The sequence below is a fragment of the Sphingobacterium sp. UBA2480 genome, from assembly GCF_002341965.1.
GTDB classification, from domain to species: Bacteria; Bacteroidota; Bacteroidia; order Sphingobacteriales; family Sphingobacteriaceae; genus Sphingobacterium; species Sphingobacterium multivorum.
The window spans coordinates 363,151-376,122 of the sequence record NZ_DDPA01000005.1; the positions used below are offsets into that span (position 1 = coordinate 363,151).

At 37.0% G+C, this 12,972-nt stretch carries 15 protein-coding genes; 3 read left to right on the plus strand and 12 right to left on the minus strand.

All coding sequences use genetic code 11. The features are described from left to right. Window position 1 precedes the first annotated feature (1 nt). From B3600_RS11545 to B3600_RS11560, 4 genes are read right to left on the minus strand one after another with little or no spacing between them, the layout of a single operon-like run. A complete protein-coding gene (locus B3600_RS11545) occupies window positions 2-1,135 on the minus strand; it encodes a hypothetical protein (protein ID WP_286753076.1) in 1,134 nt (377 codons plus the stop codon). Window positions 1,136-1,141: 6 nt separating this feature from the next. Beyond that, a complete protein-coding gene (locus B3600_RS11550; protein ID WP_286753077.1) occupies window positions 1,142-1,516 on the minus strand; it encodes a hypothetical protein in 375 nt (124 codons plus the stop codon). 2 nt (window positions 1,517-1,518) lie between these two features. Continuing rightward, window positions 1,519-1,911 carry a hypothetical protein gene (locus B3600_RS11555; RefSeq protein ID WP_286753078.1) on the minus strand — a complete coding sequence of 131 codons (393 nt, stop codon included), beginning with the start codon at window positions 1,909-1,911 and terminating at the stop codon, window positions 1,519-1,521. Between the two features lie 2 nt (window positions 1,912-1,913). Then, complete coding sequence (locus tag B3600_RS11560; protein ID WP_286753079.1) at window positions 1,914-3,380, minus strand: hypothetical protein; 1,467 nt, start codon at window positions 3,378-3,380, stop codon at window positions 1,914-1,916. Between the two features lie 215 nt (window positions 3,381-3,595). Here B3600_RS11560 and B3600_RS11565 point away from each other — a divergent pair, with 215 nt between their 5' ends. Next, window positions 3,596-4,084, plus strand: a complete 489-nt coding sequence (locus B3600_RS11565; protein WP_286753080.1) for a tetratricopeptide repeat protein — start codon at window positions 3,596-3,598, stop codon at window positions 4,082-4,084. Between the two features lie 248 nt (window positions 4,085-4,332). On the opposite strand, the gene B3600_RS11570 is transcribed toward B3600_RS11565, so the two are convergent. The 3 genes from B3600_RS11570 to B3600_RS11580 all read right to left on the minus strand — a co-directional run bounded on the left by B3600_RS11570 (window position 4,333) and on the right by B3600_RS11580 (window position 6,953). Next, a complete protein-coding gene (locus B3600_RS11570) occupies window positions 4,333-4,998 on the minus strand; it encodes a response regulator (RefSeq protein ID WP_286753081.1) in 666 nt (221 codons plus the stop codon). Between the two features lie 14 nt (window positions 4,999-5,012). Beyond that, window positions 5,013-6,476 carry a tetratricopeptide repeat-containing sensor histidine kinase gene (locus B3600_RS11575; protein WP_286753082.1) on the minus strand — a complete coding sequence of 488 codons (1,464 nt, stop codon included), beginning with the start codon at window positions 6,474-6,476 and terminating at the stop codon, window positions 5,013-5,015. 315 nt (window positions 6,477-6,791) lie between these two features. Then, on the minus strand, window positions 6,792-6,953 hold the full coding sequence (locus tag B3600_RS11580) for a hypothetical protein (RefSeq protein ID WP_286753083.1): 162 nt from the start codon (window positions 6,951-6,953) through the stop codon (window positions 6,792-6,794). Between the two features lie 28 nt (window positions 6,954-6,981). On the opposite strand from B3600_RS11580, the gene B3600_RS11585 reads away from it, so the two are divergent. Then, window positions 6,982-7,131: a hypothetical protein gene (locus B3600_RS11585; RefSeq protein ID WP_159332799.1), complete on the plus strand. Its 150-nt coding sequence runs from the start codon at window positions 6,982-6,984 to the stop codon at window positions 7,129-7,131. 237 nt (window positions 7,132-7,368) lie between these two features. Next, complete coding sequence (locus B3600_RS11590) at window positions 7,369-8,547, plus strand: hypothetical protein (RefSeq protein ID WP_286753084.1); 1,179 nt, start codon at window positions 7,369-7,371, stop codon at window positions 8,545-8,547. Between the two features lie 90 nt (window positions 8,548-8,637). On the opposite strand, the gene B3600_RS11595 is transcribed toward B3600_RS11590, so the two are convergent. From B3600_RS11595 to B3600_RS11615, 5 genes are all read right to left on the minus strand, one after another. Continuing rightward, the gene (locus B3600_RS11595) at window positions 8,638-9,084 is read right to left on the minus strand and encodes a nuclear transport factor 2 family protein (RefSeq protein WP_286753085.1); all 447 of its coding nucleotides are present in this window, start codon (window positions 9,082-9,084) and stop codon (window positions 8,638-8,640) included. A 357-nt stretch (window positions 9,085-9,441) separates the two neighbouring features. Continuing rightward, window positions 9,442-10,335: a hypothetical protein gene (locus B3600_RS11600; RefSeq protein ID WP_286753086.1), complete on the minus strand. Its 894-nt coding sequence runs from the start codon at window positions 10,333-10,335 to the stop codon at window positions 9,442-9,444. Between the two features lie 171 nt (window positions 10,336-10,506). Beyond that, window positions 10,507-11,154: a hypothetical protein gene (locus B3600_RS11605; protein WP_286753087.1), complete on the minus strand. Its 648-nt coding sequence runs from the start codon at window positions 11,152-11,154 to the stop codon at window positions 10,507-10,509. Further along, the gene (locus tag B3600_RS11610) at window positions 11,154-11,639 is read right to left on the minus strand and encodes an RNA polymerase sigma factor (RefSeq protein WP_159729564.1); all 486 of its coding nucleotides are present in this window, start codon (window positions 11,637-11,639) and stop codon (window positions 11,154-11,156) included. Before B3600_RS11610 ends, B3600_RS11605 begins: the two co-directional genes overlap by 1 nt. 663 nt (window positions 11,640-12,302) lie before the next feature. Beyond that, window positions 12,303-12,785, minus strand: coding sequence for a type II CAAX prenyl endopeptidase Rce1 family protein (locus tag B3600_RS11615; protein ID WP_088160556.1), 483 nt, complete (start codon window positions 12,783-12,785; stop codon window positions 12,303-12,305). Window positions 12,786-12,972 lie beyond the last annotated feature (187 nt).

The window sequence follows — 12,972 nt, forward strand, 5'->3', positions numbered from 1 at the left end:
ATTAGAATAAATATTTGGTTATGATTTCTGCCGTCGCATCATGCGACTGAACCATCAGTTTGTTTTCTACGGTAGGATATTTTGCCTTACGATGTTCATTTAACGCCGCAGTCAACAGATCATAGCTTTTTTCCTTAAATATTTTGAAAATGCTACTTCGCTGAGTAAAACCAGAAACGAGTTGCATTAAATCTGCTGTTTGAGGGACCAATCCTATAACACCGCCCTGATTGTCGATTAACTCTGTGATGTTATAAGGTGAAAAGCTGATTTTATTGCGTTTCATCTCTCCAAGCCAGATACGATATTGATCTAAGAAGCGCAACAACCTTCCATAAAATACCGAGCTCAAAAAATTCTGGTCAATAACCGGCGCAGTCTCTTTGGCAAAAGGAGCACTCAATTTATCTTTTAGTTCACTCTCCAGGTAAAGTGAGAAGAACAACAGCTGTGTCAAATTGAGCTGTATCTGATTTTGGGTTTCATGGGATAAATCCTTAAAGGTGATTACCGGATTTGACGCCGAGAGATCGTTGACACCGAATTCCTTGTATTTAGGATTCTGGGCATTTCCCTCATGCGTGCTTAAAGAACTATCATTTGCAAAGTCTACGATCGCTAAAGCAGCGGCAAGCTCGACAAAATGACTATCATTTTTTTGTCCTGTGCCACCCACGACATTTTTGTACACATTGTTGTTATCATCAGCGATATAATATAAGGAGTTTATATCCCTGCTCTCACTAATGTTTTTGTGATAATAGTGCAGGGCCGCTTTAGTCTTTGAATAAAACGTCGAACTTTGGATGCTATCTGTATTATCGCCATCTAGCTTGAAATAAGGCATAACCGTAATAGCTCCAACGACTGCATTACGAAGATGATCATAATTCTTCCCATTGACCTGTCCTTGGCGGATATTTTTTAAAATCAAAGGGAAGCCAGCCGCCCCCGTTCCCCCAAATATGGAAGAGATAATAAAAATTCGGTCATTATTACTGAAACTATTTGCAAAGTGGTTGAACTCTTCCGATTCGGTAAATTTATTAAGCACTACAGATCCAATATTCGGATTGCCTTGAAAACCGACTTCCAGATCAAGATTCAAATTGGATTCTGAGAAGAGTACATCCACAAGAGCTTAATTACTACCTCCATCTTCCAGCAGATTATAATCGATAAAGTCTTTGAACTTCCCTCCATTGAGCCCTTCAATACCCAGACGAAATTCACTACCTAATGCATTTGACCCTACAGCACCGATCACCTCGCCTAAAGATTCTATTTTGTTCTTAAAAAACACTTTCTCATTATTCGGTGCTACAGCCTTATGAATACTCCGGTACTCATTAAGCAAATGTTCGGTTTTAGCAACATCAGCTGCAGAAGAATCCGGATCTAAGATGATCGGGACAACTTCGTATCCTGTTGAAACACCGGAAGCCAATAACATGGTCAATGACTTAACTACACGGGACCCTGTCCCGCCAATAGCAAAAACGTATAATTTTGGCATAACTAAAATGGCGTCCTAGAAAGATTTTTGGACAATTTTCTGAGGAATAACGAGAGGATAAAGAAAAGGAATAAGGTAAACACAAAACTTCCAATGGCTACACCGAAATAGGCTTCACTTGGAAAAACAAGATTATCCCGCTCCATGATTGACTTACAGTCATTATACAGGTATGCCGCACTTACAAACGATGCGACTGTAAGGAGAATAAACCAGAGTCCAATTTTAGCGAATCGTGGTCTATCCAATAAAAGATAAAAGACCAGTGAAAATACCGCCGCGCTTATAATGGCTATAATGGCATACTTTTGATAGAGGAACCTATCAAACATTTCTAGAGAGAAGTCTGTCTCGTAATAAAACTTCTCATAAAATAGGGCAAATAAATCGTTCATGATTACTTAATTGCTAGGTTATACTTAATTTGAAATAATATGTCTTGATTGTTGTTATGCGTTTTGTAAGCCTCAGTAACTCCGTGAATCAGATTACGTAATCCAAAAGTCTGTTGTGTGGTTTGGCTGATAGCTGAATCGTCCGTATTGGATGAGCGGTCCACCCAAGAAGGCATGGAATTTTTGTAAGCAATAGTCAATTCATTGGGAAATTCCTTTTGATTCACTTTTACAGTGATGAGATGGGTGAATTTATGGTCTTTAATACGCTGCCAATCGTTTTGATGAATTAAGGCAGGCCGGTTATGGACTGGAATTTCTTGGACATTGACCAATGTCGCCCCGGGGCTTAAGACATAATTGCGACTTTCAAGAATAGACTTTCTATCAGGGAAAGAACTCATATCTGCCGCAATGCTGTATTGAAATATACCATTCACAAATTGAATATCCTTGATATCCTTAGGCTCCTGAGAGCGATAAACTGCCCGTCCAATTCTATTTGTACCTGATAGATACTGAGTGTTGAGCTCCGTCCCTTGATTCCCTGTTAAGAAATAACTATTTTGATAGCCTTTCATGTCAGTAAATCGAACTTTGCCGAGAAGATTCTGAACGCTATTGTCAGCTCCTATGATCCAGATATAATAAGGACGCTCGGCCTGCTGCAATTTGGTCTTTTGATTATTATAGTCGTAATATGTGCCATTAAAACCAGAAGTAAACTGAAGGATGCAGGTTGAAAGATCCGATTGTTTCAGACGTTGCATAAATGCACTTTTGGTCATATTTTCCTCTAAAATTAACCCTTGCTGTGTAGATCGTCCTTTTCCCAAAGAATAAATACAATCGGAGACAAAGATGGATACATCATTTTCCTTTGTCTCCGACAGCACCTTTTCAAAACATTGATTTAGTTCGGATACAAATTGATTTCCCACTTTAAAAGGAGGTTTACCAGGCTCAAGTGAACTAAAGAATGTGTTGACATCCGTTACTTCGGTTGGATATATTTCTGAGTTGATAAAATTGAACTTGATGTTATTCTTATCATAATGATAATTTAAGCCTATCAGAATATCCGACAAGACAGATTCGAAATTGGAAACACCATTGACATAACCATTCATACTTGCTGAATTTTCTAAATAAATGGCGAAAGTGGGTGCTGTTTTGACTTCTCCACATTGATCAATATTCAGTTTAGCTTTATTCGCATTTTTGCGCATATAGCCTTGGATCGCTATTTTATCAGCTTGACCATCTTTAATTAATTTTTTAAACGAGCGGTCTTCTTTGTTCTGCTGAACATAAGCTGTAAAATGCTCCAGATCTTTACAATCCAGCTTACCATCCGCACTTAGTTCTTCCAACTTTTCAATCAATTTTGATTTTGGGGCACAGCTGTAATAGAGGAGACCCAATGAAAGAGCCAGCGATGCCATTATTCCGTATTTGCTTATATTCATGTTAGATTAATTTTATACGATCAGTCTACGTTGACAGCAAATCTAGCGGATGTTTACGGGCTAATTCTACGGTTTCCCGTAAAGACTAAACTTAGGACCGATTAGATTTCGACAGGCACTCCACTTAACAAAAAAAATAAAAGGCAGTAGGAGTCATTGTATCCTAAATTGTGTAGTTTTGAAGAAATTACAGCCAAAACGTATTTCTTATCCATATGAATTCAAATCTTCCAATAAATCGATCCATATCTTGGCCATCCTTTTTAACTGTATTCGCTATTGTGATCGCTTTTCTTTTTGGTTATGAGTATATCGCCAAAACAGATGATATATTTAATGGCGTAATCATCTTCTGCGTTATAGCGCTAGTGTTGCGAATTACTATTCCAAAAAGTCATCGAAAAGGAATGAAAGCACTTAAACAAAATGACTTTGAAACAGCGATTGTACATTTTAAAGAGAGTGTTGATTATTTTACTAGAAACAGCTGGGTTGACCAGTATCGTGTCATTACAGTTTTGAGTTCTTCAAAAATGTGCTTTCGAGAAATGGGCCTTTGTAATATTGCATTCTGTTATTCGCAGACGGGGCAAGCCGAAAAAGCAAAAGTGCTATACGAAGAGATCCTGGAAGAATATCCGGATAATGGAATCGCTTACTATGCACTAAACTCAATCAATACATTTTCAAATCAAGCTGATTAAAAATAGCGCATTCAGCCGGACAATCATAAGTCGAGCTTTTACAGATAATCATGAAACAAATAAAGGCTGTCCTACGATAGCCTTTTCTCATCATCTTATTGGTTAAAATATGGCACTAAATATCTTGAATGCATCAGATATAGTTTTCAGCAAATAACCCTACCTCGTTATCTACCTTGCTTTCACAAAGGTAGCAGGATACCCCCAAGATTCTTTACGGAAAACCGTAATCCGATAGCAAAGATTATTTATATAAAACCTAATTCTTTACAGTACGCAACAAGCTGTTCGTTTTTAGTATATCCAAGTACATCCTTCATCAGATTGAGCCTTTTTTCAATGCTGCTCAGGCTCGACGGACGGATATCACGCTGCTGAAGATATTCGGGCATCTCTTTTTGGGACACACCTTCGTACAGGAGTTTAATAATATGCAGGTCAAACTGCGTAAACTCATGCGAGTTCTGCTCCTGAATAAATTTTTTACTGTCGGGCGATTGGTACGTTCGATTCTGATCAACAGCTTGCAATGCCTCGCGCAGATGTTGGCCATCGCGGCGTGCTTTGCGAACAAGGCCATCGATCTCGTTGTTTTTGAACATATCATTGATCAGGGACGAGCGGTCCTTGGCCGTCAGGACAATAACCTTAATGTCTGGTTGTACAACCTTGACAGCTTTGATCAGTGAAAGGCCATCTTTAATCTCCTGCGGACTATCATCATCTTCAAATTCGATATCCGTAATGAGTAGGTCATAAGGTTCGCCATCGCGGATCGCATTTTTAATCCAGGTCAGTGCATGGTCGCAATAATAAACGTATTTGGTATTGTGAATACCGAGGTCGTGCAGGGTTTTCTGCACAGAAATGTTGGCTATCTCGTGGTCTTCGGCAATGAGTACTTTCTTAAACATACATTATTGTCTTTTTATAATGGGATAGTGGTCGTGATATTAAGCCCTTTTCCCGGTTCATTCACAAAGGTAATTTCACCACCGAGGCTTTCAATACGGGAAACCGTATTTTCTAAACCTTTTCCTTTAGATTTTTCTTGTGGAATTCCAACACCATTATCCTTATAGAAAATGTTGAGCTCTTGGTCTGTTATTTCAAAACGTACTACGACCTGTTCGGCCTGACTATGTTTCTTCATATTGACCATCAGCTCCTGAAGCACATGCTTCACTTCATCCTTAATACGTTTGCTAATATCGTCCCATTGTTCGGCATCATTACCGGCGATCAATACCCGACGATGGTCAGCCGCAAAGGATTTGAGCAGGTTTGCTAATTGCTCGTTATAAGGTATCTCTGTGGTGGTTTGCTGTTCGACATCGTGCGAGATATCGCGCGACTGGTGGTACATATTTTCCAGTTTATCGAGCACACCATCGCGGTCTACCTCATCGCCATGTTCGATTTCCGACATCACCCGGTAGATACCATTGGCCACGACATCGTGAATCTTTTTGGAAAGATGAAGCTGTGTTTCTTTAACCCGGTTCTGTGCTTCAAGTTCAAGGCGTTGCTTGCGCCTTTTGTACCAAAGGGTTCCCCCACCAACAGCTAATAGGAGTAAAAAAATACTTGCACCAGTAATGGCACGTTGTCTGACCAGGCGATTTTGCTTTTCGGCATTTTCTTTTTCTAGTCGCAGGTTATCGGCTTTATTTTTTTCGACTTCGTAGCGGATCAGGGCAAATTGGTTTTTGGCGGCTGCTCGTGCCTGTTGGATGCTATCCGAGATGATTTTATATTGATTAAAATAGAATGTCACCGAATCTGGACTAATGACTTTAATTAACCGTTCAATAGCTTTAATCTGGTCATCGCCACTGTTAAGTTTTTTTGCGATCAAGAATTGTTTTCTAGCGTAATATAAAGAGGAATCAGGTATAGTTAATTCATAATAATCCGCAAGATGGGCTAAGCTCGCATTTTGTCCCCACAGATCCTTTTCTTTCTCCCTTATCTTCAGAGCACGTTGTAGCTCTGGAGCTGGCTTATAATTTATATCTCTATTCCACTTTACAAAGGCTAAGTTAGAAAGCACTCGAGCATATTCCCTTCTATCACCACTAATTTTATTGAGAATTTCTTCAAATGTTTTGATTGCAGCATCATAATGCTTCATATGCATATAACTCAATGCTAAATTATTGAGATAGATATTGGTATTCAAGGAATCATCCGAAAACTTTATCGCTAGATTATAAAAAACAACTGCTCTCCTATAATTCAAAAGTTTAGAGGTACTAACCCCTAAATTATTATAGTTTAAGCTCAAATAAACACGATGTTTATTATTATTGCTATTTAAAAAATCTAGAGCCTGCAATGCAGTTTCCTGAGCACCATAATAATCACCTTGATCTTTTTGCGTAATAGCCATGTTGGCCAAACATTTAGCAACTCCTAAACTGTCATTATGATCAAGAAAAATCTGTCTAGCTTTATCGAAAAAATAAAAAGAGCTATCTGGTTTATCTATATCTATAAACTCATAAGCTTTATCGAAATAAGGATTATTAACTTTTGGAACTTCTACTTTATTGTCTCTTTCACACGAAAGAAAAACAAAAGAGATAAGATATAAGAAAAAATTTCTCAAGGCTGGCTAATTTCTTTCTAATATATCTACTATTTTTAGAATATTAAAACAATACAATAAAAAAGGCAGCCGCAGCTGCCTCTTTCATTATCAGATTTATTTACCCTTAGGAGGTCTTGGCGTGCTCGTTTCCCCCCCGTTATCCCCCGGATCCACAGGAGGTGCATCTGCCGTTTGTACTGTTGGTGTTCCTGCGCCAGGTTGTGAATTAGACGGTTGACCGATTCCAAATAGAAAATATAATATTAAACTCCACATGATTCAAAAAATTTAAAAAGTTGAAAAAATGAGTAGTCCCCGTGCACCATGCACGGGATTGCTACAAATGTTTTCAGAAGGCCTTCTGAATTTTTTGGGAAGTAAGAGTGTCAATCGCGGGAGGCAGAAGCTGCTTCCCAAACCGGCTAAAGACTACCGCGAGATCTTCTCATTGTGAAATCAGATTAGTATCTTAGTTTATATTTTAATCGATTTATCATCTGACTTCGAGAACAAAGTTATAGCCGTTAAAAGCCTTTTTATCATGGATTTCCGTGATTTCCCAACATAACCCGTGATAACCTTAGTCCGCCGCCAGTTATTTTGAGCTCCGATGATATCACGACAGTTTTGAAGCATTAAAACTGATACGGTTTCCCGTATTTTCCCGAAGAACGAATGATTTAATTTTGTAATGATGTTTGAAATTGACCGATATAAAAGAGAAGTATTAGAAGCCTTTCAGGAAATAAAAGATCAAGGAAAGCTTGCAATGCTGCAACGCGCCACGCGTGCAAATCTGATGAAAGAATGCATACGGCGCTTGGATAAAGGAGAACTCGATAGAGACCTCGCCGATTTAACTGAAATATTTGGGTCTGATGGCACACGTGAAAATTTGAGAAAAGCAATAAAAAAAGCTGGTTCGGATAGATTCCGCCCTGTACAGGATTTTTTTCAACAGCGCACAAGTAAACCAACCGACAACATCACTACGCTACTAGCCATATTTATTGATTTTGAACCAAGACCATATGACTATTGGAGAGAACTTCGACAAGTTGTGAATGAAGAAGCTGAGAAAGATAAAGACATACTAACAAAAGAAAATAATGATGATCAAGATTCTGTAGAAGAATCCAATACGACCTATCTTGAAGGTGCTTCGGAGGGATTAACTAACGAAATAATCGATAATCATGTTCAAAGACAGCATCTAAGTGATGCCGATATCGATAAAGCTTTTAAAGAGCATCCTATATCAGTGGAAAATGAATCTCAGTCAAGCAAAGTTGATGGATCTATCGACGAAACATCCGATATTTTAAAAGATGATTCTTCTGAATCGGTTGATCTTGGGCTAGTAAATTCTACAGGCACAGATGATCTATCAGGCCTAAACAAGGGAACAAATCAACAGAAAAATCAAATTAAAAAGTTTGGTGTTAGTTTTTTGAAAACGGGTAAGAAACGGAATTTTTTATTGGGAGGCGCTGGTATTTTGACTTGCGTAACGCTAGTAATGCTTATTTCAAATCCAGAAAAAGACTGTATGTGCTGGAACGGGGAACAATATATCCAGGTAAGTTGTCAGGACAAAACACAGCGTTATCAAGTAATCGGATTAGATCAAAATAAACTAGACAACTTCCAAAAAATCATGAAATTAGACACTGTGAAATTGGAAGACATTGATCATATCTGGTATTCAAAAATTGACAATGAATATGAATTTTTCACAGCACCTGGAAGACATCCCGTTGCACAGACAAGATCACTTAAGGCGACTACAAAATATATTTGGGAAACAAAGATTAAGGGGAGATCTGACAATAACCAAAATAGTCGGCTAGGAATCATGGGTAAACAATAGAAAGGCTTTTCCTAGTAAAAGTAATTACTCATAAAAAAGCCACATCTTACGATATGGCTCTACAACATATATATTTGTAAGGGATGGCCCCTATTTATACGAATTGATCGATTTGGATACTTTCCAGTCATTGCCTACACGCTCCAAGGTAACTAAATCAGTCTTGGTGAAGTTTTCAAATTTTAAAGTCACTTTAGCCACCATATAGTCTGCCGATTCTTCGATGATATCGGTGCTTACTGTACAGTTTAACTTTTCGCCTTTTTGCTTTTTCAAGGATTTAACCACTTCGCTTCGGCTATTAGACTGTGCATTGGTAGCTTGGATCTTTTGGCTGAAATCGTCGGCGAATAACTGCTCAACTCCTGCTGATTCGCCCTCGGTGGTTACCGCAACATAGTGCTCTAAAGCCAAGTCTGCTGTTGATAAGTTAACGTTTGTTTTTGTTGCTTTTGCTCCAGGTCCTTCAGCTGCCATAGCGAATGTTGATACGGCGATTAAAGCTGCTGCTGCGAATGTTTTTACTAGAGTTTTCATAATGTCTTTTTTATAGTGTTAGTTCTGTTGTTTTTATTTGTTGACTCAAAACTACAACACAATAGGCGCCTAGCCTATCGGCTTTAGACCAACGATCGGGAAAACTCGGTGAATGGCGGGAATGGGGAGGTGAGTCTGATTCGTATCAGATTCGCACTGTGTTCGGAGCATCAACAGATATCGTACTGACAGCAAACAGATCCTCCCTTTCCAAAAAGTGCAGTCCTTGACCTCCTATCGGCCATCGGTGATTTTACCATTAGTTATGTTACTGCACAAATCGGTGATTTTGAGAACTTTTATTTCTATTGAGGGTCGTAAAAAAGGTATATGGCGAGCCCATGTGGTCATTCATTATTAATAAACAACAAGTCCTGTAGACTTTCTGTATTTGTATTGAATATTAGGTTCTTTTAATTTTATGATTAAGTTATCATCATCATCGCTTATATCAATTCCTTTCTCTCCCAGATATCCGTAACCATTAATCATATTTTGCCAAAGTGGCGCGGTTAAGTCGCTTGGTCTTTTTGTAGGAAAGCATTTTACGATAAGGTTCCCTGACTCATTGTAAAGTACTATCATTCTGTTTTCCTCAAAATAATATGCTGTAATTGATTTCATCAAGAAATCTTCAGGTATTTTTGTGTCTTGCAAAAGCGGAGCTCCTGTACTTTTATAAAAGCTCAAAAACCAGGCCCCATTATAGCAGTAAAATGTTTTGTATGATAGATTCATGTATGAAATAAACTTGTAATCTAAATTTGAAACATCGATCCCTACGCTAACCAATTTTTCATTGTGAGGATATACTATTGAATAAAATGCTGGCATAGGACTTCCTGTAGGTCCGCTTGAATTTAATTTTTCTAAAAACATGAGAGCAGCGATATCACTAGGTTTGGATCTGCCGTCAACTGCAAATCCTATTTGGCCTATTTTATCAATGAATTTTGAATCAATTTTAAACTTAGTCATTAAAAACAATTTTCCCGAAGCATCAATATATGCTACCAAAACATCAGTTCCTCTCAAAGCCCCAATAGTTTTGTATTTCTGATTCAGTGTTCTACCTTCTGCGAAATGCTGGTAGTTTTGCAATTCAGAAATGGCAGAAATATATTTGTCACGGATATCCGTCCCAGTCTTGACTTCTTGAATTGGTTTTTCAGTATCCCCAGTTCCATCACTCTTACCACAGCCAACAATAGCCAGGGAAGCAGCTAATACAAATGGAATAAATCTTTTCATAATGTATATCTAATCTATTAACACAACTTAAGGAAAAGATTCAAATCCTCCAAACTTTCATACTTTTAGAACAGTTGGAAAGTACAAGTTTATTGCTTTGTTCAGCAAATTCAAATGTTCATGTTTCATGAACATAAGGTAAAAATGAACGATCCAAGATTTCTAAAGCCTTTATAGCTTTTTTCTAATCTTTATAGCCGTTGTATGAAAGTCCTCCAGTTCAGCTATATGACACTGCAAGTCTACTAACATATCTTGATGAGGCTTAGCATATTTTTTATAAGTGTAGATATACGAAAAACAGAAAATTACTCCGAAGATAACAAACCTAAAAAATACTGATGTATTGAAAATTGACGCTAGGTTAAAAGTTTCAATATTTTTGATTGAAAGTGCAGCTGTCAATAAGAGGCAGATCGTAATTCCAGCAAGGTTATAGTAGCTCAAATAATCCGAGAGGAGCCGCCGTATATTCTTCAAACGATCAATTAAGGGCAAATCTGTTTCATAATTTTGATGAATATTTTTTCGCAATATATAGGCCATACATATCAATCGCCCCTCGACCACTGTGCCAAATAGGAAATAATAGCTCCAAAATGCGCTGTCATAGAAATACAAGACAATACCGATGCATAGGATGACAATCACTGAGCCGTAGCGCATATTCTTTTTCAAATTCTCATCTATTAAATCAAGCAAACCTGCCGATTTTTGTAGCGATATTTTCTCAATAGCTTCCTGAGACAAAAGTATTGCATTCGCCTGAGCTTCATCTCGATATTGTTGCATCCTAAATTTAAGTTGATCTAGTTCCATTACGATAGCTGTTTGCTTAGTTGTTTTAATTTTGTTTTGATCCGCGATATTTTTACCGCTACGTGATTAGCAGTCATGCCCAGTGTTTCAGCAATTTCATTATAACTATAGTCTTCGAGATATAGTGTTACCAAGGCCTTTTCTACTTTTGTCAATCTGCTTATTGCCTGATACATAAGCAGTATATCTTCATCCTCCCGATAGGTGATCTCGCAATAACTTTCTTGGCTATATTGTAGTTCGGCGAGCGTATACCTATTGCCTCGTTTGATATATGTGATCGCCGTATTCAATCCGACTCGATATAGCCATGTCTGAAACTTGGCATCCCCCCTGAAGCTTTTGAATGATTTCCATGCCTGTAATACGATTTCTTGAAATAAATCTTCCCTATCGGCTTTATTGTCTAGGTACATACAGCAGATGCGGTGTATGATAGCCTGATTAGAAGTCGCTAAAGTAATAAAGTCTTTTTCGATACTCATATCCTACGAGGATGTCTTATTTGTTATTGCTTTACTTGTTAGTCTCCAAAAAGACAAAAACATTACAACTTATATAAAAAAAGTGATATAGCGTTCATGACAAAAACCGTTAACTCTTTTCTCCAATTACCTGCTTTCCAATGCTGCCTATACTTGCATATAATTAAATTTTTGATTATTTTTATTAATAAAACTTTAAAAAATGAAATATTTCTTAATAATACTTGCTTTATTGTGGTTTATCAGTTACATAGTAGCGGTCGTTCAAATAGCTAAATCAAAAGAGAGAATATCTTTTTTGAGTATTATACTAATGTTTCTGTTTCCTTTTTTATGGGTGTTTTTTGCAACACAACTTTATCATATAGAAGAAATATCGAAGACCAAGAAAAAGAAATATATTTAAGCGTTCGTTATAACTTCTACTGTAAGTATCCAAAAAAATCCAACAGCTTAAAACTGGGACATAAATGTTTAGATTTAAGTAATAAGATGAAATATTTATAGGAAAAAGTTGCCAATTCAAAAGATCATGGAATCAATCTTATGAAAATCAATGTACTGTCTGATGCTTTGAATTGTATATTTTTAACGATATTAAAGTCTCTATGAAGTGCTCGAACCACTACAGAAGGATAAAGCACAAGATAGAAAGCCTGAAAACTATATAAAATACTTATTTAAGAATACCATTAAATTAATAATAGCATGTAAAAATATAGTATGCCAAAGACCAGTCCCTCTCTTCTTAAACTCCATGATGAAAAAGAAAAAAACAAAAACTGTCCCCATAAGGAAACTTAAAATAAAATAATATAAACTATACATATGAGTCAAAGCAAAAATAAGGGCAGAAATTAAAGCCATCAATAATTTCCTTTGTTTAAAAAAAGTATATGTAGACAGGAGTTTTATAGGAATAAATTGGAATAATAATGTCTCAAAAAAAGGACCTAAAATTATTGCATATAGGAAGATTTTTAGGATCCCTTGGCCACGAACCACTTCGTTTGACACAGAAGCTAACTTGAGTACGTCAATGAGAATTAAATTACACAAAACATCAATAATCACATAAGCAATTATCATCACAACATATAAATAAGTTACAGGTAACTTCAATAATCGATTTATATATTTCGGCATCTATAATATTTTTTTCATAGAGACTGTAACGTAAACTGTGTCAGAGGAATAATTCAATAAGATTATTTATATTCAATTATTCAAACGACACGGTCATGAAAGAAAAAGACCCATTCGATTTTTCGTTAGTGTCTGTTTTTAAAGGAACTCAAGAGGGCTTCGCCGTTTTGAGCGCTTCAAGGCAGAA